The sequence below is a fragment of the Streptomyces jeddahensis genome (assembly GCF_001642995.1).
Classification (GTDB): Bacteria; Actinomycetota; Actinomycetes; order Streptomycetales; family Streptomycetaceae; genus Streptomyces; species Streptomyces jeddahensis.
The window spans coordinates 28,323-51,934 of the sequence record NZ_LOHS01000096.1 but is presented as its reverse complement, the minus strand read 5'-3'; the positions used below and the strand labels follow the sequence as shown (position 1 = coordinate 51,934).

Here is a 23,612-nt window from a genome sequence, read left to right as displayed (position 1 = left end):
CGTGCGTGGGGTGTTCAGGCCGGGTCTCCCAGTGGCCGCAAGGCAAACCACGGTTGCGGGAGAAGCCCGGGCGCGTGTCGACGAGGGCCGGCCGGGTACTCGTAGACGACTTCCCCGAGCAACTGGAGGGAACGATGCAGCGAGGCAGCGACCGGCTCAGCGTCCACAAGGACGAGGAGATGAAGCACGAACTACAGGGGCGGCTCAGGACGTGGCACCCCACCAGGACCGAGGAGTGGAACGACCCGGAACCGACCGCCGACGACGACCCGGAGGTCGTCAACGGACCCGTGACGCCGAGCCGTTCACCGGAGCCGGTGGCCGTCATGCGCTACGAGCTGGCACGGCATCTGGGACGCTCCGCCTTCCCGGCCGACTCCGCCCGCCTGGCGCGCATGCTGCGCAAGCGGCACGCGCCCGACGCGCTGATCGAGCCGGTGGAGCGGCTCCGCCGCGGCACCGTCTACCAAACGGTGCAGGAACTCGCCCATGCCCTGGTCCGTGAGCAGGAGGGGCCGCGGCACGCGCAGGGCCGGTGAGAGGCATGAGGCCTCGCCACAGGGGTACTGCGGGCGGGGTCACGGTCGTCGGCCGTACCCCTGCCGGCGACGCCGGCCGCGGAACGCAGAAAGGGCCCAGAGACATGGCCGATCTGGTGAGGGAAGTCATGACGCCGGGCGTCGTCGCGGTACGTCCGGACGCCTCGCTCGTCGAGGCCGCCCAGCTCATGCGGGCCCAGGACATCGGCGATGTCCTGGTCACCGACGAGCAGGGCGTGATCGGGGTGCTCACGGACCGGGACATCGCGCTGCGTGCGGTCGCCGACGGAGCGGACCCGCTGACGGTGAGCGCCCAGTCCGTGTGTACCCCGGACCCGGTCGTCATCGGGCCGGACGACGCCGTGTCGGCCGCCGTGCACCTCATGCGGGACCACGCGGTGCGCCGGCTGCCGGTCGTCGAGGACGGCCTCCCGGTGGGGGTGGTGAGCCTCGGGGACCTCGCGGTCGCGCAGGACCCGTCCTCCGCGCTCGCCGACATCAGCCGTGCCGAGCCGGGCAGTTCGCCCGCGGCACGCTCTGCGCACCCCTGAGCCTGACGGCGCGCACCCCACCGCCGTCAGGAGCGGCCACGGCCCTCTTACGGCCGCCGCCCCAGCAGGCACAGCAGCTTCGTCTGCACATCCGCGTCCGGCGGCGGCTCCACCGGTGCGGCGAACAGGCCGCTCTTCTCCAACTCCGCCGCGTACGGCGTGACTTCGCGCACTGTGAAGTCGACGAGGTGCGCCGGAAGGCGTTCGTCGGCGCCGATCGCGCGGGACAGGTCCCAGGCGTGGACCACCAGGTCCGCGATCATTTGTGAACAATAGTTCGAACCGCGGGTGTCGCCGTACGAGAGATGGACGATGCGGTCGAGGGCGCCGTGGGTGTGGAAGGCCCTGCGGGACGCCTCAGCCGCGTTCTCCCAGGACGCGACGGGCTCGTGGCCGAGCATGTCGCCGTCGAAGGTGTCTCCGATCGCCTCGATGGTGGCGCCGTGCACGACCAGCGGCGACACCCACAGCTGCTCGGCCGTGAGGTGATTGACGAGGTCACGGACCGTCCACTCCGCACACGGCGTTGGCGCGTCCCACTGGTCCGGACGGATGGCCCGTACCCGTTCGGTGCACAGGTCCAGCGCTTCGGAGTGCCGCACGAGCAGCGGATTCTCTGCCATCGCGGTCACCGCCCGCACTCCCTCTCCCGCGCGCCCTCACGGGTACGGCCCGAGGCGACGGGCCGGCGCGGGTGGCGGCGCAGATACTCGCCCTCCAGCTGCGCCATGCGCTCGTTGTGGGCGCGCAGCGCGTCGTTGGACCCGTACAGCAGCGTGTCGTGACGGGTGCGGTGGATCGTCTCCAGCTCCTTCATGAGCTGCTGGTCGTCCAAGCGGACCGGGTCGACTCCGTCCATGTCGGCGCCCCATTCGTCATCGTGTCGTTCCATACGTACCGGGTACCCGAACCGCCACGAACGGCACAGGACGGCGTCCGGGAGGAAGCCATGGATCTCGAGTTCCTCAATCCACTCTACGAACATCCCGGACCCTGGGCCTCCGTGTACGCAGACACCTCACGGCACACCGAGTCCACGCCGGACGAGCGATCACTCGAGGCCCTGTCCGTGTCCCGCAACCTGGCCGAGCAGGGGGCCGACGAGGAGACGTGCCGGGCCGTCCGCACGGCCCTCGAGGACCTGCGCCACTCCACCGAGCCGTTCGGGCGGGCCCTGTTCGCCACGGCCGGGACCGTCGTCCTGGATCCGCCGCTGACCGTGGCCCCTGGCGGCACCCAGGCGCACTGGGGGGTCCTGCCGCACACGGCTCCGCTGCTGGAGCTGGCCGGGGAGGACCCGGTGTGCCTGGTCGCGTACATCGACCGGCGGGGCGCCGACTTCGAGCTGCGCGGCGCGCGGGGGACGCAGGACGCCGGTGCGGTGGCCGGGCGGCAGTGGCCGGTGCACCGTACGGCCTCGTCGGACTGGTCCGAACGCCACTTCCAGCTGCGGGTCGAGAACACCTGGGAGCGCAACGCCGCGGAGATCGCCGACGCGCTCACCGTGTGCGAGGAGGAGACCCGGGCCGACCTGCTGATACTGGTGGGCGACGACCGCCAGCGGCGCGCGGTGCACGAACGTCTGCCGCAGCGGCTGCACCCCCAGACGGTGGAGGCCGCGCACGGGGCGCCGAGCCGGCTCCTCGACCAGGAGGTCGACCAGGCACGCGCCGACCATACGCGGCGCCGGGCGGAGGAGGACCTGGAGCGGTTCCTGGCCGCGCTCACCCCGGACGAGGAGGGCCGCACGGGCGCCGTGGAGGGGGTGCCCGCGCTGGTCGAGGCCGCGCGCGAGCACCGCATCGCCGAGCTGCTGGTCCGGCCGGGCGCGCCCGACGCCCGGCGCGAGGTCTGGGTGGGCCCGGACCCGGACCAGCTGGCCGTGACCCGTACCGAGGTCAGGGAGCCGCTCGGCGAGCCGGCGCCTCAGCCCGCCCGCGCGGACGACGCGCTGCTGCGCTCCGCGGTGGCGACGGACGCGGAGGCCCGTTCCCTGTCGACGGCCCGCCCACTGGACTCCCCGGCGGGCGGCCTGGGAGCGCTGCTGCGCTGGAGGTGAGGCCGCCGCACCCGTTGTGGGCAATCGTTCCGCTGGGCGGAACGGGTGGGCACAACACCACGACGGCGGGTACCTCGCGTATTACGTTTCCCCCCGGTCCGGGGGCCCCGGCGTCAGCGGGTGCGCTCCACCCGCCGCTCGTCCCACACCGGCTCCGCCGCCTCGCGCACGCGACCATCGCTGCCGAAGACCAGATAGCGGTCGAACGACCGAGCGAACCATCGGTCGTGGGTCACGGCGAGCACCGTCCCCTCGTACGCCTCCAGCCCCTCCTGAAGCGCCTCGGCCGACTCCAGGTCCAGGTTGTCCGTCGGCTCGTCGAGAAGGAGGGCGGTGGCGCCCGCGAGTTCGAGGAGCAGGATCTGGAAACGGGCCTGCTGCCCGCCCGACAGTTTCTCGAATCGCTGTTCCGCCTGGCCGGTCAGCTCGTAGCGGCGCAGCCGGGACATGGCGGCGCCACGGTCCTTGGCGTGCTCGCGCCACAGGATGTCGAGGAGGGTGCGGCCTTCCAGTTCCGGGTGGGCGTGCGTCTGCGCGAAGTGACCCGGCACGACGCGAGCGCCCAGCTTCCACTCCCCCGTATGGGCGACGTCGTCCCCGGCCAGGAGCCGCAGGAAGTGGGATTTGCCCGAGCCGTTCGAACCGAGCACCGCGACCCGCTCGCCGTAGAAGACCTCCAGGTCGAACGGCTTCATCAGGCCCGTGAGCTCGAGGCCCTTGCAGGTGACGGCGCGTACGCCGGTGCGGCCGCCGTGCAGACGCATCCTGATGTCCTGCTTGCGTGGCGGCTCGGGCGGCGGTCCCGCCTCCTCGAACTTCCGCAGCCGCGTCTTCGCCGCCTGGTAGCGGGATGCCATCTCGTCGCTGCGCGACGCGTACTGCTGCATGTCCAGGACGAGTTTCTTGAGCTGCGCGTGCTTCTCGTCCCAGCGCCGCCGCAGCTCCTCGAAGCGCTCGAACCGCTCGCGCCGTGCGTCGTGGTACGTGGCGAAGGAGCCGCCGTGCACCCAGACGTCGCTGCCCGCCGGGCTCGGCTCCACGCTCACGATCTTCTCGGCGGCGCGGGCGAGCAGCTCGCGGTCGTGCGAGACGAAGAGCACCGTCTTGCGGGTCTCGCCCAGCCGTTCCTCGAGCCAGCGCTTCCCGGGCACGTCGAGGTAGTTGTCGGGCTCGTCGAGGAGCAGCACCTCGTCGGTTCCGCGCAGCAGCGCCTCCAGGACGAGGCGTTTCTGCTCGCCGCCGCTGAGCGTGCGCACCTCGCGCCACTGCGCCTTCTCGTACGGGACGCCGAGCGCGGCCGTGGTGCAGATGTCCCAGAGCGTCTCGGCCTCGTAGCCGCGCACCTCGGCCCAGTCGGAGAGCGCCTGCGCGTACTGGAGCTGGGCGGCCTCGTCGTCGACCGTCATGATCGCGTGCTCGGCGGCGTCGACGGCCTTCGCGGCCTCGCGGATCCGGGGCGGCGCCACCGAGACGAGCAGGTCGCGCACGGTCGTCGTGTCGCGCACCGACCCCACGAACTGCGGCATCACGCCGAGTCCGCCGCTGACCGTGACGGTGCCGCCATGCGGCTTGAGCTCGCCGGAGATCAGCCTCAGCAGGGTCGTCTTGCCCGCGCCGTTCGGCCCCACCAGGGCGACCGCCGCGCCTTCGCCGACCCGGAACGAGACATCGCCGAGCAGCGCCCTCCCGTCCGGCAGGTAGTACTCGAGATGCGCCGCTTCCAGATGCCCCATGGTCGCGGATTGTGACGGGCCCCGAGGGGCGGCGGCAACGGCTTTTTGCACCTGGTGGCAGTCCGCGCGATGCGGGTACCCGTGCTGCATGTCTACCGGCACACCGACCGATGTCGACCTCACCGTCCCCGAGTTCCAGCGCCACACCGTCCTGAGCCGGCTGGTGGCCGTCGACTGCCGCCTCTTCGAGGCGGTCGCATCGCGGCACTGGCCGGGCGCCGACCGGCTCCTGCCCCGGTTGAGCCGCAGCGCCAACCACGGGCTGCTGTGGTTCGGCACGGCCGCCGCGATCGCCGCGACGCGGTCGCCGCGGGCCCGGCGTGCCGCGCTCCGCGGGACGGCATCGCTGGCGCTCGCCTCCGCGACCATCAACACCATCGGCAAGCGTTCCGTACGCCGGGCCAGGCCGGTGCTCGACGTGGTGCCGCTGACGCGGCAGCTGAAGCGGCAGCCGATCACCACGTCGTTCCCCTCGGGCCACTCGGCGTCCGCCGCGGCCTTCGCCACGGGTGTGGCCCTGGAGTCGCGCCGCTGGGGCTCGGCCGTCGCTCCGGTCGCGGCCGCCGTCGCCCTGTCCCGCGTCTACACCGGAGTGCACTTCCCGAGCGACGTGCTGGCCGGTATGGCCCTTGGGGCGGGCGCGGCCTTCGCGGTACGCGGCCTCGTCCCGACCCGCGACCAGCTGCAACCGGCCGCCCGCCCGGTCGCCGACGCCCCCGCGCTGCCGCGCGGACAGGGCCTGGTCGTCGTGGTCAACACGGCGGCGGGCCAGCCGGAACGCGTCCGCGCACTGCGCGACGCCCTGCCGCTCGCCGATGTCGTCGAGTGCGAACCGGAGGTCATCAAGGACGAGTTGGAGCGCGCGGCCCGTCGCGCCCTGGCCCTGGGCGTGTGCGGCGGCGACGGCACGGTGAACGCGGCCGCGCGGGTCGCGCTCACCCACGGACTGCCGCTCGCGGTGGTTCCCGGCGGCACGCTCAACCACTTCGCGCAGGACATCGGCATCGAGGACGTCCCCTCCGTCTGCGAGGCCGTGGAGCGCGGTGAGGCGATCGCGGTCGACGTCGGCCGGTTCGTCGTACGGGACGGCGTCGGAACCGAACGGTCGGGGACCAGCGAGGGCTACTTCCTCAACAACCTCAGCCTCGGGGTGTACGCCGCGCTCGTCCAAGAGCGCGAACGCTGGGCCCCGCGCATCGGCGGATGGGCGGCAGGAGTGTTCGCGGCGATACGCGTCCTGCAGGCTCACCGGCATCCGCTGCAGGCCGGGTTCGCGCTCCGCGGTCAGCCGTTATGGCTGCTGTTCGCGGGCAACGGCACCTATCACCGTACGGGCCTCGCCCCGGGCCGCCGCTTCGATCTCGCCGACGGACTGCTGGACGTGCGCCTGGTGCACGGCGGCCGCAAGCCAGGCCCGCGACTGCTGGCCGCGGCGCTCGCCGGTCCGCTGACGCGCTCGCCTTTCCACGCGGCGGTGCGCCTGCGCCGACTGCGGGTGAGCGGCATCGCGGACGGCACCCCCATGGCGTACGACGGTGAACTGACCGCGATCGGTGGCGAGTTGAGCATCGACAAGCTGCCTGAGGCGCTGGTCGCCTACCGCCCGCTCCCGCGGACCGGCTTGCCCACATAGCGAGATGGCCATCTCATTATTCGGCGCATCCGCATACGCTGATCCACAACCGCCCTGCGAGACCGCCTCGCCTGGGGCCGCCTTGCGCGCGCCTTCAGGAGGCCGGCCCGTGAGGGACCGAGCGACGCGAACGGGAGAACGCCATGCCGAAGGAGACGGCCGTCTACACGCACGGCCACCACGAGTCCGTACTGCGCTCGCACACCTGGCGGACGGCCGAGAACTCGGCGGCCTACCTGCTCGGCTCGCTCAAGCCCCATATGCGGATCCTGGACATCGGGTGCGGGCCGGGCACCATCACCGCCGACCTGGCGGCGCTGGTCCCGGACGGGCACGTCACGGGGGTGGACCACGCGCCGGGCATCCTGGACCAGGCCCGCGCCACGGCGGCGGGACGGGGCCTGGACAACGTCGACTTCGCCGTCGCCGACGTCCATGCGCTGGACTACCCCGACGACTCGTTCTGCGTCGTCCACGCGCACCAGGTGCTGCAGCACGTCGGCGACCCGGTGCAGGCGCTGCGCGAGATGCGCCGGGTCTGCAGACCGGGCGGCTTCATCGCCGTACGCGACTCGGACTACTCGGCGATGGCCTGGCATCCGTGGCCTGCGGGCCTGGACGACTGGCTGGACCTGTATCTGCGGGTGGCCCGGGCCAACGGCGGCGAACCCGACGCGGGACGCCGTCTCAAGTCCTGGGCGCTGCGGGCCGGGCTCACGGACATCACGGCCACGTCGTCCACCTGGTGTTTCTCCAGCGCGGACGAGCGCGCCTGGTGGAGCGGCCTGTGGGCGGACCGTACGACGGCATCGGCGTATGCGGACCGCGCGGTGGAGAGCGGCCACGCGACGGCCGGGCAGCTGGCCGCGATCTCGGAGGCCTGGCGGGAATGGGGGCGGCAGGAGGACGCCTGGTTCTCCGTACTGCACGGGGAGATCCTCTGCCGGAAGTGAGCGGCGCCGGAAGTGAGCGGCCCGGCCCCGGGTCACCCCCTGGGGAGCAGCGGCTCAGTCCCTGGGGAGCAGCGGTCCGAGCGGCCCGAGATCGATGTTGAGGTCCTCGGGCCGCAGGCCGTACCGCTCGCGCAGTTCGGTCATGCGCTCCTCCAGGAGCATCAGGGTCAGCCCGATCCGCTCCTCCTGCTCCTCGGTCAGCTCCCCCGTGTCGACGCGGCGCAGCGCCTGCCTCTCCATCAGCTGGCGCAGCAACTCGACGACCGTCAGGACGAGTTTGACGAGATCGCGCTCCACGGTGTCGGGCTCGAGGTCCAGCCGGTTGCGCGCCCTTTTCTGCACCGCCTTGCGCGTCCTGTCCTCTGCCACGTCAGGACACCTCCGGCAGCGCGCGGGACCCGGCCTCGGGCAGCACCTCCGGCCGCAGCATCCCCTGCCAGGGCGAGGGCACCTGCTCGTTCACCGAGCTGATGAGGGCGTTCAGGTCGATGCGTACGAGATCGACGTCCGCGATCCGCAGGGTGATGTCGCCGGTGATCACCACACCGCCGGCCAGCAGCCGGTCCAGGAGGTCCACGAGGGCGATCTCACGCCGTTCGACGACGGTCATCGACGGTCCTCCTGCTCCTCGTACGCACCCGGGTCGCCCTGGTCGTACGCGGCCCGGTCGCCCTGGTCGTCCCGGTCGTCCGCGCCCTCGACGGGCCTCTGTCCGTAGTCGTCCAGGCTGGAGAACGAGTACGCGGCCCAGGGGCCGGTCAGTTCGACACGCAGGCCCGGTTCCTCATCCTTCGTGCGGTCCACCAGCTCGACGAACTCCTCGGAACGGGAACGGTCGACGAGGTACGCGGCATTGAGCACATTGCGTCCGGGCGCCCGTGACAGCGCGGGATTCTGCGGAGGGTGCAGCCGGGTCGCCCGCGCGTGCCGGGAGAGGTGTTCGTGCAGCCGCCGGGCGAAATGCTCGGCGCGTTCCCAGATGGTGTCCTGCCGTTGGCGCTCGGCGCGCTTGTGGCGGAGATAGTCGCGCCCGGTCGCGGGTTTCACGGTCGGTTCGGCGGCGGCGGACTGGCCCTGCGGCGCGGTCTTCTCGGGGTCCACGTACACCTTGACGCCCCACTCGATCCGGCCGGCTATCCGTTCCAGCGCGGTGTGGAGACGTTCGTGCTCGGCCTCGATCATGGTGCGTACGCCGCTGTCGTCGCGGAACACGGTGGCCAGTCGCAGCGGCAGCGGGCTCGTCACGGTGGTGAGCGCCGCGATCACCTTCTCGTGGGCGCGCGCGGTGTCCGACAGCCAGTCCAGGTCCTCCAGATGCGCACGCAGCGGCTCCTCGGCGAAGTCCCGTTCCGGTACGGCACTGACGACGGCGACCAGGTCGCCGTGGTGCAGCAGCTTCGGGGGGCTGCCCGCGACGCCCGTGAGCTCGGCCTGCAGGGGCGCTTCGAAGGGCCGGCACACGGCGTACACATAGCGCAGATCGCTCATGTCGCTCATGGCCTCTCCTCGTCCGCCGTGTCCTCACCTTGGTCGCGGTCGTCGGGGTCCGCGGGCTCCTCGCGGGCGCGGCGGACGGTGCCTGACCGGTGCGGCTCGCCTGAACGGCGACGCTCGCCGGAACCGCGATCCGCGTCGGATCGGCGCACCTCGCCGGACCGGCGAGCCGTTTCGGACCCGCGAGCCGTTTCGGACCGGCGCACCTCGCCGGTCCGGCGGCCCTCGTCCGACCGTCGCACCTCGCCGGTCCTGCGGACCTCGTCGGGTGGGGGGCCCTTGTCCGAGTGGGCGCCCTTCTCCGAGGAGCGCCCTTCCCCGGACCGGTGGAGCTTCTCCGGCCTGCCCTTCTCGGCGTCCGATCGGCGAGCCCTCTCCGCTTCACGGTCCCGGACCGGATGGCGGGCCTCGACCGGATGGCGGGCCTCGCCGGACTCGCGACGGCTCTCACCGACCCGGCGGCCGCTCTCCGGCCGGTGGCCCTCGCCGGAACGGCGTGGCACCCCGGAGGCGCGGAGCTCACCTACCCGGTGCGGTTCGCCAGAGCGGCGGCGGTCCTCCTGGTCCTCCTCAGCCCGGCGAATCTCGTCGTCAGCCCACCGAACCTCATCGGCCCGGCGAATCTCGTCGTCAGCCCACCGAACCTCATCGGCCCTGCGTATCTCGTCGTCAGCCCGCCGAATCTCGTCGGGCCCCCGTATTTCGTCGATCCCGAGCACGTCCTCGTACCCGCGGCCGTCCTGGCCGTCCTCGAACTCTCGCGCCTCCTCGTATCCGCGGACCTCCCCGGGCACGCGCCGTTCCCCATACCCGCGTATCTCCTCGGGCGAGCGTCGGCCCTCGTACCCGCGGACCTCCTCGAGCCTGCGTTCCTCCTCGGGCCGGTGCCCCGCCTCCAGTGCCGCCACGCGGGCCTGGAGCTCCGCGTTCTCGCGGGCCAGTTCGTCGCGGCGGGCGCGGGACGAGAGCTCCGGGTCGCTCTCCCACCAGTCGATGCCCATCTCCTTCGCCTTGTCGACGGAGGCGATGACGAGCCGCAGTTTCACGGTGAGCAGCTCGATGTCGAGCAGGTTGATGCGGATGTCGCCGGCGATCACGATGCCCTTGTCGAGCACGCGCTCGAGGATGTCGGCCAGGTTGGCCCCGCTCCCCTGCCCGTACGGCTCGGGAAGCCTGCTTGCTGTCGTCATCGGGGTCGGCTCACTCTCCGAAGGGCCGTTGCATGTGGTACGCCTGGGCCTGCTCGAGCCGGTCGAGGAGCTCGTCCTCGAGCCGGTCGAATTCTTCGTCGTCGATCTCGCCCGCCTCCAGCTTCTGCTCGAGGCGGGCGAGTGCGCTCCGTATCACCGCCGGGTCGTAGTACTGCCGCTCGGCCTCGTCGAGCACCCGTCTGATCACCCACATGCTGCCGCGCACGGGCGCGGCGGGCAGCAGCAGGACCTCCTTCAGCAGTCCCATACGCTCACTCCGTCCGCTCACTCCGCGGTCGCGGACGCCGCGGCCTCGGCGGGCTCGGACGGTCCGGGCTCGACGAAGCTGTACGGCGGCAGTGGACCGTTGACCCGCAGCTCCAGATGCGGATGCGCCTTGCGTACCTCCTCGACAGCGGTGAGGAACTGCTCGGCGGAGTGGCGGTCGACGAGGAACGACACGTTCGCGACCCAGCCGGTGGACTCCGGGCCCACGCTGACCGCATCGGCCACCGGTTCCAGGGTGTGCTGCAGTTCGACGGCGTCCTCGGACTCGCGCGTCTGCAGGGCGGCCACCACCATCTCACCGAGCCGCAGCCGGTCCTCGTAACTCCCGCCGCCCGCCTTGCGGTTGGCCTCCGTCATGGCGCGGATCTCCGGGTTCTCGGCCATGACGCGGTGCAGCACGGCCTCCTCGTTGTGCACGGCCTTGACGTTGTACTCGACCTTGCCCTCGAGGGCCCTCAGCCGCTCGTCGTAGTGCCCGGCACGCTCCTGGAGCACATGGCGGACGGCGTCGTCGTCGGGTGCGATGCTGCCGAACCGCATGGGCAGTACAGGACCGGCGGCGCCCGCCTCGCTCAGCACCCGCTGATGGGCGAGCAGGTCGCTCCGCTTGGGCCGCAGTCCCTCGGGCGCGTCGCTGACGATCGCGGCGAGCTCGCCCTCGTCGACGATCCGCACCGGCCGCGGGGGGTCGCCGATGCCTTCCATCCCTTCCGGGAGTGCCTTGTGAGCACGGCGAGCGATGCCGTAGACGTAGGTGCTCACTCCTGCTCCTCCTCCCTCTTCACCCTCTTCTCCTGAGCCTCGGCCTTCGCCCTCCTGCTCGTGTTCCTGGCGCCGGCCGCCGCTTCCTCGGCCTTCTCACGGACCGAGCCGATGGCGTCCTGCACGGTCTGGGCGGCGCCGGACAGCGCCCCCTTGGTCTTCTGGCGCGCACCGGACTCGGTGACCTGTCCCACCATCTCGGGCAGCCCGGGCCGGGCCTTCTTGCCGGCCTCCAGGTCGAGCCGGTTGCAGGCCTCCGCGAAGCGCAGATAGGTGTCGACACTGGCGACGACGACCCTGACATCGATCTTGAGAATTTCAATGCCGACGAGCGAGACCCGTACGAAGGCGTCGATGACGAGTCCTCGGTCGAGGACCAGCTCCAGGACGTCGTACAGGCCGCTGGTGCCGCCGCCTCCGGTTTGTGTTGCCGGGACTACGGTCATGACGACCGGTCCTCCTTGTCCGTCTGTGGTTTCGGTCGCGGTGCGGGCGGCCGCCTAGCGGCCGCCGGACCTGTCGGCCCTCCCGCGTTCGTAGCGGCGGACGCGCCGGTAGCCCTGGAGCTCGCCCCACGGGTCGAGATCCACCTCGTAGCTCGCCAGCAGGCTCATCGTGTCGGGCACGCGAGGCAGCTCCAGCACCTCGATGTCCAGCTTCCAGCCGTCGTCGGTCCGCTCGAAGGACGAGACGGACTCGGCGGCCATGCCGGTGAGCTCCTCCAGCTGGGCGCGTGCGTTGCGCAGCACCTCCATCGGGCCCGGCAGGTCGTCCGCCGCCGCTCCGGGTTGCGATTGCCTCTTGTTCGGTGTGTTCCCCATGGCCACCTCTTGGGTCGAGTGGCCAGTGGGGGTTGGTCCAAACACCGACGATGTCGAAGCGTGGGCCTCCGGCGGTCTCGGGCGCGTAGCGCGCCATGACTCTCCGTGATCAGTCGGCCGCGCGTGCCAGACCGCTCAGCCTGCGCCGGGCAGGGCCGAGGGCGCGGCCGCGCCGTGGCAGCGCGGCCCACGGGTCGCTGCGGGCCTGCTCCAGGGCGTCCTCGATCGTCCAGTGGCGGGAGTCGACGGCCGGGTCGTCGAGCTGGCTCCAGGCGAGCGGCACGGCCACGGGCGCGCCGGGCCGGGCACGGACCGTGCAGGGCACGACGGCGGTCTGTGCATAACCGTTGCGCTGTACGTCGAGATACAGCCGATCGCCGCGGTCCTTCTTACGGGCGGCGGTGGTGAGCCGGTCCGGGTGGGCAGCGGTGAGAGTGTCGGCGACGTCCCTGGCGAACGCGCGCACCTCGTCGAAGTCGTGGTCGCCGCCGAGGGGCACGACGACGTGCAGGCCCCGGGATCCCGTGGTCATCAGGGCGGACGGCAGTTTCAGCTCGTCGAGCAGCTCGCCGAGCAGTCGCGCGGCCTCGCGCACCGGTGCGAAGTCGTCCTTCGGGGGGTCCAGGTCGAAGACCATGCGGTCGGGCCGGTCGATGCGGCCGGCCCGGGACTGCCACCGGTGCAGGGTGATGCAGGCCTGGTCGGCGAGGTACACCAGGGTGGCCGTGTCCTGGCACACGGTGTGCGTGACGGTGCCGCCCTCCTTGGGCACCTCGATCCGCCTGATCCACTCCGGGTAGTGGTCCGGGGTGTCCTTCTGCATGAAGCGGAAGCCGTCCAGACCGTCCGGGTGCCGTTCCAGCATCAGGGGGCGCCCGCGCAGGTGGGGCAGCATCAACGGGGCGACGGAGCGGTAGTAGTCGACGAGGTCGGCCTTGGTGTAGCCGTCCTCCGGGAAGAGGACCTTGTCCGGGCGGTGCAGCTCGACGGTGCGGCGGCCGACCCGCACGGTCCGGGTGCGGCCGGTCCGCCTGTGGTCCGTCCGTGTGCCGCTCATGGGTCTCCCTTCGTCCTGGTGATCCAGGGGGTCCGGGGGGTCCGGGGGGCGGAGCACCCCCACGCGGCGGAGCCGCATATCGGACACAGCGGGAAGGGGCGGGTTCGGGGAAGGGACTACTTCACCACAGCCTGCTCCACCAGCAACTGCACCGCCGCCGCGATCGACTGAGCGTCGATACCGGCGGCATGCAGCTGCTCCTGCGGAGCAGCAGACCCCGGCATCGTACGGACAGCGAGCCGCACCACCCGAGGAACCGGACCGCCGTCCACGAACGCGTCCATGACGGCGTCCCCGAGCCCGCCCTCCTGCCGATGGTCCTCGACGGTGAGCAGACACCCCGTGCGCTCGGCGGCAGCCCGCAACGTCTGGCGGTCGACGGGCTTGACCGAGTACAGGTCGATGACCCGCACCTGGATGCCCTCGTCCGCCAGCAGACGGGCGGCCGCCAGCGCCTCGTGGACGGTCACCCCGGCCGCGACGACCGTCAGCCGGTCCGCGTCGGACATCCGCAGCACCTTGCTGCCGCCCACGGGGAACTCCTCGCCGGGCCCGTAGATGACGGGCAGCGCACCCCGGCCCGTACGGAGATACGTCACCCCGCGCTGCTCGGCCATCGCCGCGACGAGATGCGCCGTCTGGTTGGCGTCGCAGGGATAGAGCACGGTGGAACCGTGGACGGCGCGGAACATCGCGAGGTCCTCGAGGCCCATCTGCGAGGGGCCGTCCGCTCCGATGGCGACCCCGGGGTGCGAGCCGGCCAGGTTGATGTCGGCGCCGCCGATCGAAGCCATGCGGATGAAGTCGTACGCGCGCGTGAAGAACGCCGCGAACGTCGACGCGTACGGCACCCAGCCGCGCGCCGCAAGACCGACCGCGGCGGCGACCATCTGCTGTTCGGCGATGTAGCACTCGAAGAACCGCTCGGGGTGTTCCTTGGCGAAGAGCTCGGAGCGCGTGGAGTCGCTGACCTCGCCGTCGAGCGCGACCACGTCGCCGCGGGCCGTGCCGAGCGCGGCGAGCGCCTGCCCGTAGGCGTCGCGCGGGGCCACGGCGTTCTCGCCGTCTCCGATCTCGTAGCGCGGCAGCTCGAGGTGGCCGCTGCGCACCGGGTGCAGCATCCGTGCGGGGGGCGGCGGTTGGACGTCCACGCGTACGTCGTGCACTCCGCCGAGCTCCTCGATGGCCTCGTCGGCGTCCGGCAGCGGCTTGCCGTGCAGGCCCTCCCGGTTCTGGACGGACTCCACGCCCTTGCCCTTCACCGTCCGGGCGAGGACCACGGTGGGCTGCCCCAGGGTCGAGCGGGCCTCGGCGTACGCGCGGTCGATGTCGTCGACGTCGTGGCCGTCGGCCTTGATCGTGTGCCAGCCGAAGGCCTGGAAGCGGCGTGCGTAGGCGTCGAGGTCCCATTGGTGGCGTGTCGGGCCGCGCTGGCCGAGCCGGTTGACGTCGACGATCGCGGTGAGGTTGTCCAGGTGCTCGTGTCCGGCGTGTTCGGCCGCCTCCCAGATGGAGCCCTCGGCGAGCTCGCTGTCGCCGCACAGCACCCACACCCGGTAGCCGATCCGCTCGAGCCGCTTGCCGGACAGCGCCATGCCGACGCCGACGGGCAGGCCCTGTCCGAGGGATCCGGTGGCCACCTCCACCCAGGGCAGCCGCTGCGGTGTCGGGTGCCCTTCGAGGCGGCTGCCCTGGCGGCGGAAGGTGAGCAGTTCCGTCTCGTTGATCGCCCCGGCGGCCTTGTACGCGGCGTACAGCAGAGGCGAGGCGTGGCCCTTGGAAAGGATGAAGCGGTCGTTGCCGGGGTGTTCGGGCCGCTCGAAGTCGTACTGGAGGTGGCGGGCCAGCAGGACGGCCATCAGATCGGCGGCGGACATCGACGAGGTGGGATGGCCGGAGCCCGCCGCGGCGGCGGCGCGCACCGAGTCGACACGCAACTGCCGGGCCAGAGCGGTCAGTTCACGTGTCTTCGTGGTGGTCATGCGATTCCTCCCTGGGAGGTCCGGGCAGGCGGGCGAGTTCCGGGGATGCTGTGTCGAGCGGCACCGACCAGGAGCGCACCAGGCCGAGTTGCACCGCCTGGCGCGGCAGTACGGCGTCGAGGAGCCAGTCGGCGGCGACCCGGACGCGGTTGCCGGGCATGGCGGCCAGGTGGTAGCCGCGGGTGACGGCCCCGGCGAGCGGGCCGGACAGCGGTATGCCGAACGGGTTGGCGGCGGCCTTCACGCCGCCGAGGTCGACGGTGAAGCCGACGGGGCGGTGCCGGTAGGGGCGGCGCTCGCCCATGCCGAGGGACGCGGCGACGTTGCGGCCGGCGACCTTGCCCTGCCGCCAGGCGTGCTGCGCCGTCATGGTCGTGTACTGCCCGGGGTTGTACAGGTCGGGCACCGCGGCCGCGTCTCCGCACGCGAACACGTCAAGGTGTCCCGGCACGTTGAGGAACGGATCGACGAGCAGCCGACCGCGCTCCAGCGGCCGTCCGATGTCGCCGACCAGCGGATCGGGCCGTACGCCCACGCACCAGATGAGGGTGCGGGTGTCCACGAAATCGCCGTCGTCGAGCAGGACCCCGTCCCGTGTGGCCTCCTTCACGGACGTCCGCGTGCGTACGTCGACGCCGCGGGTGCGCAGCACACGGTCGGCGGTGTCGGACAGCCGGCGGTCGAGCTCGGGCAGCACGCGGGGCGCGAGGTCGAGGAGCATCCAGCGGGGCTGTATGCCCTTGCGCAGCGGATGCCTGCGCACCAGTGCGTCGGTGAACAGCTGCCCCTGCGCGGCCACCTCGGTGCCGGTGTAGCCGGCGCCGACCACGACGAAGGTGGTGCGGGCGCGGCAGGTAGCGGGGTCCTGGGCGATCGCGGCGAGCTCCATCTGGCGGGTGATGTGGTCGCGCAGGTACAGCGCCTCGGGCAGTCCGCGGAAGCCGTGTGCGTGCTCGGCGACGCCGGGGACGGGCAGCAGCTTGTTGACGCTGCCGACGGCCAGCACGAGCCGGTCGTACGCCAGCTCGCCCCGCTCGCCCTCCGGGCCCTCGTAGCGGACGGTGCGCCGGTCCAGGTCGATGCCGTCGGCCACGCCCAGCACCAGTCGTACGTGCGGCAGGGTGCCGGAGAGCGAGACGGTGGCGCGGCGCGGTTCGAGGACGCCGGCGGCGACCTGGGGCAGCAGCGGCAGATACAGGAAGTAGTCGGTCGGGTTGAGCAGGGTGATGTCGGTCGTGCCCCGGGTCAGGCGGGACAGGGTGCGGGCGGTCCGGTAGCCGGCGAATCCGGCTCCGACGATCACGACTCGGGATCGGCTCACAGGGGCCTCCGGGACGGTCTTGTCGGGAGTGGGCGGACGGATCGGCGTGCAGGGCGCGGCTGCCGGCTCCGGCGGGCGCGGCCATCCACCGCGGCGGCCACGGGCCGACGGCCGCAGCGCTTCCCGCGTCCCCCGGCAGGGGGTCGGCAAACGTCGCGGGTGCCCGCGGCGGCCCCGGGTTTCCGTCCGTGCCGCCGTGGTTACCCGGGACGCGACCCTCGAGTGGCGCTTGTCGGAGGTGACCCGCCATGGCCGAATACGGCTACTTCATGGCATCGGAGGAGTTCGGCCCGGCGGCCCTCGTGGAGCAGGGGCGGATGGCCGAGCAGGCCGGATTCCAGTCGTTGTGGATCTCCGACCACTACCATCCGTGGAACGACGCACAGGGGCAGAGCCCCTTCGTCTGGTCGGTGATCGGCGCGCTGGCCGATGCGGTGTCGCTGCCGATCGAGACGGCGGTCACCTGCCCCACGATGCGGATCCATCCGGCGGTCGTCGCCCAGGCCGCGGCGACGAGTGCGGTCATGACGGGCGGGAACTTCCGCCTGGGCCTCGGCAGCGGCGAGGCCCTCAACGAGCACATCATCGGCGCCGCATGGCCCCCGGCGCACAAACGCCTCGAGATGCTCGAAGAGGCGATCCTCGTCATACGGGAGCTCTTCGAGGGCACCTGGGTCAACCACTACGGCAAGCACTACACCGTGGAGAACGCACGCCTGTACACCGTGCCCGACGAGCCCGTACCCATCGATGTCTCCGGCTTCGGCCCTCAGGCGACGGCCCTCGCGGCGCGGGTGGCCGACGGCTACATCACGATGATGCCGGACGAGTCGCTGGTGTCCCAGTTCCGCAAGGGCGGCGGGGGCGGCAAGCCGGTGCTAGGCGGTACGAAGGTGTGCTACGGAACGGACCGCGACGCCGCGATCGCCACGGTGCGCCGTCTCTGGTCGAACCAGCTGCTGCCCGGAGAGATGGGCCAGGTGCTGCCCAGCCCGCGCCACTTCGAGCAGCTGGAGCCGCTGATCACCGACGAGATGGTCGCGGAGAACGTGGTGTGCGGCGACGACGTCGAGCAGCACGTCCGGGCGCTGCAGGCGTTCGAGGAGGCCGGGTTCGACCGCATCTACGTGAACCAGATCGGCCCCGACCAGCAGGGATTCTTCGACTTCTACCGCACGAAGGTGCTGCCGCAGCTGCACCGTGGGTGAGTGTCCCTCTGTCCCTCGGTCCTGCCCCACGCTCTCCGCTGGGTGCCGCCGCCTGACAGGATGACGGCGGCCCTCACCCTGCGACGACCGGAGTCACCTTGGTACGCGACCTGCGCAACGTACGCCTGCTGCCGGACGACGACGCCCCGGCGCCGCTCACGCCCGACGACGACTTCCGCCGCACGCCGCTCACACCCGACGAGGAGCGCCGGGCCCGGGCCAACATCCTGCCGCTGCTGGCCCAGGACCTGGCGGACCAGGGGTGGGCACGCTTCCCCGCGTACGAGCCTGAGGAGCGCATCCGGCTGTACGCCCTCGCCCCCGCGCTCACGGAGCACTTCGGCCGCCCGGTGACGGCCGAACCGGAGGACATCACCAGAGTGCTGTTCAGGTTCAGCTAGGTTGTGGGCAGGCGTTCCGCAGGGCGGAACGGGTGGGCACAACCGGCCACGGTCCGCACCAGAACCACGAGCCGACGCCCCGCCAGTACCGCCGCACCGACGGTGAGCCCCACACCCACGCGCCCCCGGTTACGGGACAGCCACTCCTGCGGGCCGCCCGGGAGCGCCTCCCGGTCGAACCGCCCATGCGCACCGTAGTCGTGGCCGTGCGGCCCATCCGCCGGCGCCCACAGGTTGGCCGTTTCGGGCGGCGGCAGGTCCGGAGACTGCTGTGCGTCGTAGCCGGTCCGTGCCAGATAGCGGTCGAGCAGGCCGGGTGCGAGCGCGTTCGCGACGAGGGCGGCGGCGGTGGAGCCACCCACCCAGTACTCGCGGCGCCGCGGGTGCCCGGCCGCGTGGACGATGGCGCGGGCGGCCACTTCGGGCTGATAGACGGGGGCGACGGGCCGCGCCCGGCGCGGCAGCCTGTCCAGGACCCAGTCGAACTGGGGCGTGTTGACCGCAGGCAGCTGCACCATCGTCGTGCGCACCCTGCTCCCCTGGTGCAGCAGTTCACAGCGCAGTGACTCGTTGAAGCCCTGGATGGCGTGCTTGGCGCCGCAGTACGCGGTCTGCAGCGGGATGCCGCGGTAGGCGAGCGCCGAGCCGACCTGGACGATCGTGCCGTGGTCGCGCGGCAGCATGTGGCGCAGGGCCGCCCGTGTGCCCGACACGTACCCCAGATACGTCACGTCAGTGACCCGGCGGAACTCGTCGGCGCTGATCTCCATGAACGGCGCGAACACGCCGGCGAACGCGTTGTTGACCCAGACGTCGATCGGCCCCAGCGTCTCCTCCACCTGCTCCGCGGCGTCCTCGACGGCTTTGGGGTCCGCCATGTCGACGGGCACGACGAGCGCTTCACCGCCGCCGCGCTGCACCTCGTCGGCGGCCGCGGCGAGCCCGTCGCGGCCGCGGGCCAGCAGAGCGACACGGTCGCCCCGGGCGGCGAAGGCGCATGCGGCGGCCCGGCCGATGCCCGCGCTGGCGCCGGTCACCACGACGGTCCTGCGGCTGCGGAGCCTCATCACTCGCCGCCCCTCATCGCTCGATCACTCGCTGAACCTCGTGGCTCTCTAGGCCCGGTGGTGCGGAGCCTCGGGCCCGGTCGCACCGCTGCCCGGGGACGGCGGCACGTCGGGAGCGGCGGGCGGTATCGGCGGCACCGGGGGCGCACCCGTGCCACCCGTGGGCGGTACCACCGGCATGGCGGTGGCGTGCATACGTGAGGAGGTGCCGGGCGTCTCACCGGCCCGCCGGGCTTCGGCGATGCGCTCGGGCGTGGGCCGGGTGGCCGAGGGCCGTGCCGTGTTCCGCAGCACGACGGCGGCAACGGCCAGCAGCGCAGCCGTGATCAGGGCGGCCGCCCAGCCGGGCAGGGCGAGGGCCAGGGCGAGCCCGACGGCCAGTGCGACGGCGGCACCCGCGTACAGCGCCGCGGCCCCGGACGCCGCGTACAGCGCGGCCGTGCGGCGCCGCTTCCTGCTCTGCTCGCGCAGTTCGTCCCGCACGGTCTCGCGGGCGACCTGGGCGAGCTCGTCGACCAGGCCCTTGTCCAGGTGTTCCAGATGATCCAGGCGATTCATGGCGCCCGGGTACCCGGGCGCCACCGCGTGTAACGCCGGCCCGCCGGGTGCCCCGGGGCGCGTGGCGATGACCGGCTCCTGAGCCGGGACGGTGCCGCCCACTAGGGCCGGCCGGAGGAGGATCATCCGAATCGATCTCGTCACCGGCCGGTCCCAACTAGGCTCGCCTGTATGGAGATCCTCGGAACGACGCTTCGCATCTGCGTCGAGGACCTGGAGGCCTCGGTCCCCTTCTATGAGCGGATAGCGGGCAGCAGAGCGCTCCGCTTCGAGCGTGGCGGCGTGTCGGTCGCCGCGGTCGGCTGCTTCCTGCTGATGAGCGGCCCCGAGCACGAGCTCGAGGTGCTGCGGAAGGTTTCGGCGACCATCGCCGTGGAGGACGTCGACGAGGCCCGCGACGTGCTGACCTCCTCGGGCGCCCGCATCCTCGCCGGCCCGCTCCCCACCCCGGCGGGCCGCAATCTGCTGGCCCTGCACCCGGACGGGGCGGTCTTCGAGTACGTGGACCGGCGCACCGTGATGTAGCCGGGGACCGTCACATCAACCGGTCGTCCTCGACGTCCTCGTCGATCTTGATCCGCACCGCGGGCTCGTCCTCGGACCCTGCTTCCGTGTCCGCGTCGAGCTCGGGTTCCTCGTCGCCGAGCGGCTCGGGGATGCCCTCGTCCTCCGGATCGACTCCCGGATCGTGCGGATCGTAGGGCCTGGTCACGGCGACCGCCCCCTTCCGAACGGTCGGGTGTACATGCGGCTCCCGGGTGCCCAGGCCGACGCGAGGTACTCACGATGCGCCCAGCCAGGGGCGCGGGGCCCCGTCGCGGGCGCCGTCGCAAAACCCCTGTGCCCCGGCCGCCCGCGTCGCCTATCGTCGACGCGCTTCCTGCCGGAAGCCCCGGCTCGGCCGGGACGACGAGAACATGACGTGGAGGATGACGGTGCGCTATCGCGAGCTGGGACGCAGTGGACTGTCCGTGTCCGAGATCGGTTACGGCGCGTGGGGTATCGGCGAGTCCAGTTGGGTGGGTGCCACGGAGGACGAGTCCGTGCGCGCGCTGCACCGCGCCATCGACCTCGGCGTGAACTTCATCGACACCGCCCGCGGTTACGGCGAAAGCGAGCGCATCGTCGGCCGCGTCGTCCGCGAGCGGGCCGGCGACGAGGTGCGGGTCGCGACCAAGGTGCCGCCGAAGAACGGCATCTGGCCGGCGCCCGACGGACTGGACCCGGCCGAGATGTTCCCGGGCGAGCACATCCGCGCAAGCCTGGAGACCAGTCTGCGCGCGAGCGGTCTGGACCACTTCGACGTCCTGCAGTTCCACGTCTGGAGCGATGAGTGGGTCGGCCGCGGCGACTGGCTGGAGACGATCGCCGAACTGAAGCAGGAGGGGAAGATCGGCCTGTTCGGCGTCTCCATCAACGACCACCAGCCCGACAACGCGCTCGCGCTCGTACGCAGCGGCGCCGTGGACAGCGTGCAGGTCATCTACAACATCTTCGACCAGGCGCCCGCCGACGCACTGCTGCCCGCCTGCGAGGAGCACGGCGTCGGTGTCATCGTGCGGGTGGCGCTGGACGAGGGCGGTCTCACCGGCCGTATCACCGCCGGCACGACGTTCCCCGAGGGCGACTGGCGCAACCACTACTTCCGCGACGACCGGCCGGCGCAGGTCGAACAGCGGGTGGCCGCGATCGTCGCCGACCTCGGCATCGCCCCCGACGAGATCGCCGAGTACGCGCTGCGGTTCGTGCTGAGTTCGCCGGCGGTCTCCACCGTCATCCCGGGCATGCGGACCGTTCGCAACGTCGAGCGCAACACGGCCCTGAGCGACGGGCGCCCGCTCACCGCCGACCAGCTCGCGGTACTGGCCAAGCACAGGTGGCAGCGCAACTTCTACGCCTGACAGCCGCACGCGCAGCAGCCCGGCGACATCACTGAGAAGGGCCCCTCGTCGCCGGGCTGCCCCGCGGCCCCCGGCGGCCCCCGCGCCCGGTCACGTCGTGCCGTCGGCCGGCAGTTCCAGGCGGAGCTCGTAGCCGCCCTCAGGCGTCGGTCCCGAGGTGACGGTGCCGCCGAGGAGGGCGGCGCGCTGCCGCAAGCCCACCAGGCCGTAGCGCGAGCTGGGCAGGGGAAGAGGGGGCCTGGTCGGTGCGGTGTTGGCGACGGTGACGCGGACGGCGCCGCCCTCGTGGGCGATACGGACCGTCGCGGTGGCGCCGGGGGCGTGCTTGCGCACGTTGGTCAGCGCTTCCTGGACGGTGCGGTAGATGGCGCGCTGAACGGTCGGCGGAAGGCTGCCGGGCAGGTCCGTCACCAGCTCGGCCTCGATGCCGCTGCTGTCGACCAGCCGCTGGAGATCGGCGAGGGACGGCTGCGGAGTCAGCTCCGTCAGGCGGCCCCCCGAGTCGCGCAGGACGCTGACCATGTGCCGCAGCTCGTCCAGGGTCTGCACGCTCAGCCGCCGGATCGTCGCCGCCGCCTGCTTGGCCTCCGCGTCCCGCGTACCGACCTGGAGCGCCCCGGCCCGCACCGCGATCAGGCTCACCTGGTGGGAGACCACGTCGTGCATTTCCCGGGCGAGCTGCGCGCGCTCCTTGGCGAGCACGGCCTGGGCGGTCAGCAGCCGCTCGTGGTCGCGGGCCTCGGAGATCTCGGCCAGCCTCAGCGACAGGTCGCGCCGGACCTGGACGAGCTGGCCCAGGAACACGGGCGCCGCCGCCGTCGCCAGTGTGTAGCCCAGGGTGATCAGAGTCGGCGGGTGGAAGAGGTCGAGGCGCGGCGACGGCCACGAGGTCATATCGCCGAACGTGAACGCCAGGGCGCACACGGCCAGCAGGATGCGGCTTCGGCTGAGCGAGGCGAGCGTGAACAGCGCCGCCAGCGCGGCGAAGATGGCGTCGGAGAGCATGACGGCGGGCAGCGTGAGCAGAAAGGTCAGCAGCGGCAGGCGCCGGCGCAGCAGCAGCGCGGAGGCGGCGGTGAGGGCGCAGCTCATGCGCAGCGACGCGGCAGGGTCGACGTTGACCCACACGTCGCCCAGCGCCGCGGCGACGAGCGTTGCGTCCAGCAGCGGGGCGGTCAGCCGGCGCGGGATCATCCCGTCTCCTCGTCCCGCGGCGGCTTGAGGAGGCCGGCCCGTTCGGCGAGCAGGGCCGCCTGCACGCGGCCGCCGACCTCCAGCTTCGTGAGGATGGCGCTCACATGGTCCTTGACCGTGCCGGTGCTCAGGTGCATCCGGGTGGCGATGTCCGTGTTGGACAGCCCCTCGGCGATGAGGACGAGGACGTCCCGTTCGCGGTCGGTCAGCTGGTCGAGGCCCCGGGCCGCGGTCTCCTGGCTGCCCGCCCCCAGATAGCCGTCCACGACCGTCCGGGTGACCTTGGACGACAGTACGGTGCCGCCGTCGGCGAGGGCGCGGACCAGGAACGGCAGCTCCTCGGGGTCGGTGTCCTTGAGCAGGAACCCGGCGGCGCCCGTGCGGAGTGCCGTCTCCACGTACTCGTCCATGTCGAAGGTCGTGAGCATGGCCACCACCGGCGGCTCGGGAAGGCAACGAAGGTCGGTCAGGACGGTAAGCCCGTCCACGTCCGGCATCCTGATGTCCAGCAGCACGACGTCGGGGTGCGTCTCCCGCACCGTCGCCACGGCCTGGCCGCCGGGCACCGCCGCGACGACCTCGATGTCGTCCGCCGCGTCGAGGATGTGCTGGAAGCCCGTACGGATCAGGGCCTCGTCGTCGACCACCACTACCCGGATCACGTGTGCTCCAGTCGCCGTCGGACCACTGTCCGATTCGTACCACGCGGGGGGCCGCTCCGCGGCTGCCCGACACCCCGGTCCGGCCGCCCGGCGGGGCCGGACCGGCCAGTCGGCGGGGGCGGTTCCGGACACTTGCCGGATGGTTGAAGCCACATGTTTCGCGGACCCTTGAGGACATGACGCACGACGCATCAAGGGCCGTGCCGTCCGGGACGACGCCCCGCCGCCCGGGCAGGCG

General features: G+C 72.2%; 26 protein-coding genes and 2 pseudogenes. 9 read left to right on the top strand and 19 right to left on the bottom strand.

All coding sequences use genetic code 11. From position 1 onward, the window contains the following. Positions 1–134: 134 nt before the first annotated feature. Both STSP_RS22730 and STSP_RS22725 read left to right on the top strand, forming a co-directional pair. Positions 135–539: a DUF2795 domain-containing protein gene (locus STSP_RS22730; protein WP_067281207.1), complete on the top strand. Its 405-nt coding sequence runs from the start codon at positions 135–137 to the stop codon at positions 537–539. A 104-nt stretch (positions 540–643) separates the two neighbouring features. Beyond that, positions 644–1,090 (top strand): CBS domain-containing protein, encoded by a 447-nt coding sequence (locus STSP_RS22725; protein ID WP_067281205.1) that lies wholly within the window; start codon positions 644–646, stop codon positions 1,088–1,090. A 47-nt stretch (positions 1,091–1,137) separates the two neighbouring features. Here STSP_RS22725 and STSP_RS22720 read toward each other — a convergent pair whose 3' ends face one another. Together STSP_RS22720 and STSP_RS22715 are read right to left on the bottom strand one after the other, a co-directional pair. Beyond that, positions 1,138–1,713: a TIGR03086 family metal-binding protein gene (locus STSP_RS22720; RefSeq protein ID WP_067281232.1), complete on the bottom strand. Its 576-nt coding sequence runs from the start codon at positions 1,711–1,713 to the stop codon at positions 1,138–1,140. A gap of 5 nt (positions 1,714–1,718) precedes the next feature. Then, entirely contained in the window at positions 1,719–1,982 is a 264-nt protein-coding gene (locus tag STSP_RS22715; protein WP_067281202.1) for a DUF6158 family protein, read from the bottom strand. 57 nt (positions 1,983–2,039) lie between these two features. Between STSP_RS22715 and STSP_RS22710 the strand changes: the two genes are divergently transcribed. After that, the gene (locus STSP_RS22710) at positions 2,040–3,149 is read left to right on the top strand and encodes a baeRF2 domain-containing protein (protein ID WP_067281199.1); all 1,110 of its coding nucleotides are present in this window, start codon (positions 2,040–2,042) and stop codon (positions 3,147–3,149) included. A 113-nt stretch (positions 3,150–3,262) separates the two neighbouring features. Here the strand turns inward: STSP_RS22710 and STSP_RS22705 are convergent, their stop codons facing one another. Further along, complete coding sequence (locus tag STSP_RS22705) at positions 3,263–4,882, bottom strand: ABC-F family ATP-binding cassette domain-containing protein (protein WP_067281197.1); 1,620 nt, start codon at positions 4,880–4,882, stop codon at positions 3,263–3,265. A gap of 88 nt (positions 4,883–4,970) precedes the next feature. Here STSP_RS22705 and STSP_RS22700 point away from each other — a divergent pair, with 88 nt between their 5' ends. Both STSP_RS22700 and STSP_RS22695 read left to right on the top strand, forming a co-directional pair. After that, on the top strand, positions 4,971–6,515 hold the full coding sequence (locus STSP_RS22700; RefSeq protein WP_067281195.1) for a bifunctional phosphatase PAP2/diacylglycerol kinase family protein: 1,545 nt from the start codon (positions 4,971–4,973) through the stop codon (positions 6,513–6,515). 143 nt (positions 6,516–6,658) lie between these two features. Then, a complete protein-coding gene (locus tag STSP_RS22695; RefSeq protein WP_067281192.1) occupies positions 6,659–7,468 on the top strand; it encodes a class I SAM-dependent methyltransferase in 810 nt (269 codons plus the stop codon). Between the two features lie 54 nt (positions 7,469–7,522). Here the strand turns inward: STSP_RS22695 and STSP_RS22690 are convergent, their stop codons facing one another. The 11 genes and pseudogenes from STSP_RS22690 to STSP_RS22640 all read right to left on the bottom strand — a co-directional run bounded on the left by STSP_RS22690 (position 7,523) and on the right by STSP_RS22640 (position 16,383). After that, positions 7,523–7,837 carry a gas vesicle protein K gene (locus STSP_RS22690; RefSeq protein ID WP_232789751.1) on the bottom strand — a complete coding sequence of 105 codons (315 nt, stop codon included), beginning with the start codon at positions 7,835–7,837 and terminating at the stop codon, positions 7,523–7,525. 58 nt (positions 7,838–7,895) lie between these two features. Beyond that, positions 7,896–8,078 (bottom strand): annotated as a pseudogene (locus tag STSP_RS22685) (gas vesicle protein); the annotation flags it as partial. Further along, the gene (locus STSP_RS22680; protein WP_078067412.1) at positions 8,075–8,956 is read right to left on the bottom strand and encodes a GvpL/GvpF family gas vesicle protein; all 882 of its coding nucleotides are present in this window, start codon (positions 8,954–8,956) and stop codon (positions 8,075–8,077) included. The pseudogene STSP_RS22685 and the gene STSP_RS22680, both read right to left, overlap by 4 nt. Positions 8,957–9,834: 878 nt before the next feature. After that, a pseudogene (locus tag STSP_RS22675) lies at positions 9,835–10,152 on the bottom strand (gas vesicle protein); the annotation flags it as partial. 10 nt (positions 10,153–10,162) lie between these two features. Continuing rightward, on the bottom strand, positions 10,163–10,420 hold the full coding sequence (locus STSP_RS22670; protein ID WP_067281179.1) for a gas vesicle protein GvpG: 258 nt from the start codon (positions 10,418–10,420) through the stop codon (positions 10,163–10,165). A 17-nt stretch (positions 10,421–10,437) separates the two neighbouring features. Then, a complete protein-coding gene (locus STSP_RS22665; protein WP_067281172.1) occupies positions 10,438–11,202 on the bottom strand; it encodes a GvpL/GvpF family gas vesicle protein in 765 nt (254 codons plus the stop codon). Continuing rightward, the gene (gene gvpJ / locus STSP_RS22660) at positions 11,199–11,648 is read right to left on the bottom strand and encodes a gas vesicle protein GvpJ (RefSeq protein ID WP_067281161.1); all 450 of its coding nucleotides are present in this window, start codon (positions 11,646–11,648) and stop codon (positions 11,199–11,201) included. Before gvpJ ends, STSP_RS22665 begins: the two co-directional genes overlap by 4 nt. 54 nt (positions 11,649–11,702) lie before the next feature. After that, complete coding sequence (locus STSP_RS22655; protein ID WP_067281151.1) at positions 11,703–12,023, bottom strand: gas vesicle protein GvpO; 321 nt, start codon at positions 12,021–12,023, stop codon at positions 11,703–11,705. Positions 12,024–12,132: 109 nt separating this feature from the next. Further along, positions 12,133–13,080 carry a non-homologous end-joining DNA ligase gene (ligD, locus tag STSP_RS22650; RefSeq protein WP_067281150.1) on the bottom strand — a complete coding sequence of 316 codons (948 nt, stop codon included), beginning with the start codon at positions 13,078–13,080 and terminating at the stop codon, positions 12,133–12,135. A gap of 116 nt (positions 13,081–13,196) precedes the next feature. Then, positions 13,197–15,062, bottom strand: coding sequence for a transketolase (locus STSP_RS22645; protein WP_067281148.1), 1,866 nt, complete (start codon positions 15,060–15,062; stop codon positions 13,197–13,199). Further along, positions 15,040–16,383 carry an NAD(P)/FAD-dependent oxidoreductase gene (locus STSP_RS22640; protein WP_067281147.1) on the bottom strand — a complete coding sequence of 448 codons (1,344 nt, stop codon included), beginning with the start codon at positions 16,381–16,383 and terminating at the stop codon, positions 15,040–15,042. The genes STSP_RS22645 and STSP_RS22640 overlap by 23 nt, the downstream gene beginning before the upstream one ends. Before the next feature lie 248 nt (positions 16,384–16,631). Between STSP_RS22640 and STSP_RS22635 the strand changes: the two genes are divergently transcribed. Together STSP_RS22635 and STSP_RS22630 are read left to right on the top strand one after the other, a co-directional pair. Continuing rightward, positions 16,632–17,591 (top strand): TIGR03557 family F420-dependent LLM class oxidoreductase, encoded by a 960-nt coding sequence (locus tag STSP_RS22635; protein ID WP_067281144.1) that lies wholly within the window; start codon positions 16,632–16,634, stop codon positions 17,589–17,591. Between the two features lie 98 nt (positions 17,592–17,689). Next, the gene (locus STSP_RS22630; protein ID WP_067281142.1) at positions 17,690–17,992 is read left to right on the top strand and encodes a hypothetical protein; all 303 of its coding nucleotides are present in this window, start codon (positions 17,690–17,692) and stop codon (positions 17,990–17,992) included. Here the strand turns inward: STSP_RS22630 and STSP_RS22625 are convergent. Beyond that, on the bottom strand, positions 17,989–19,059 hold the full coding sequence (locus STSP_RS22625; protein WP_067281140.1) for an SDR family oxidoreductase: 1,071 nt from the start codon (positions 19,057–19,059) through the stop codon (positions 17,989–17,991). The two genes, STSP_RS22630 and STSP_RS22625, sit on opposite strands and share 4 nt — an antisense overlap. Before the next feature lie 48 nt (positions 19,060–19,107). Continuing rightward, positions 19,108–19,617 (bottom strand): phage holin family protein, encoded by a 510-nt coding sequence (locus tag STSP_RS22620; protein WP_067281228.1) that lies wholly within the window; start codon positions 19,615–19,617, stop codon positions 19,108–19,110. Positions 19,618–19,788: 171 nt separating this feature from the next. On the opposite strand from STSP_RS22620, the gene STSP_RS22615 reads away from it, so the two are divergent. Next, positions 19,789–20,142, top strand: a complete 354-nt coding sequence (locus STSP_RS22615) for a VOC family protein (RefSeq protein ID WP_067281137.1) — start codon at positions 19,789–19,791, stop codon at positions 20,140–20,142. A gap of 10 nt (positions 20,143–20,152) precedes the next feature. On the opposite strand, the gene STSP_RS39255 is transcribed toward STSP_RS22615, so the two are convergent. Beyond that, the gene (locus STSP_RS39255) at positions 20,153–20,329 is read right to left on the bottom strand and encodes a hypothetical protein (RefSeq protein ID WP_157902885.1); all 177 of its coding nucleotides are present in this window, start codon (positions 20,327–20,329) and stop codon (positions 20,153–20,155) included. Between the two features lie 223 nt (positions 20,330–20,552). On the opposite strand from STSP_RS39255, the gene STSP_RS22610 reads away from it, so the two are divergent. Then, the gene (locus tag STSP_RS22610; protein WP_067281225.1) at positions 20,553–21,518 is read left to right on the top strand and encodes an aldo/keto reductase; all 966 of its coding nucleotides are present in this window, start codon (positions 20,553–20,555) and stop codon (positions 21,516–21,518) included. A gap of 90 nt (positions 21,519–21,608) precedes the next feature. On the opposite strand, the gene STSP_RS22605 is transcribed toward STSP_RS22610, so the two are convergent. Together STSP_RS22605 and STSP_RS22600 are read right to left on the bottom strand one after the other, a co-directional pair. Next, complete coding sequence (locus tag STSP_RS22605) at positions 21,609–22,712, bottom strand: sensor histidine kinase (RefSeq protein WP_067281131.1); 1,104 nt, start codon at positions 22,710–22,712, stop codon at positions 21,609–21,611. After that, positions 22,709–23,374 carry a response regulator gene (locus STSP_RS22600; protein ID WP_067281118.1) on the bottom strand — a complete coding sequence of 222 codons (666 nt, stop codon included), beginning with the start codon at positions 23,372–23,374 and terminating at the stop codon, positions 22,709–22,711. Before STSP_RS22600 ends, STSP_RS22605 begins: the two co-directional genes overlap by 4 nt. Between the last annotated feature and the right edge of the window lie 238 nt (positions 23,375–23,612).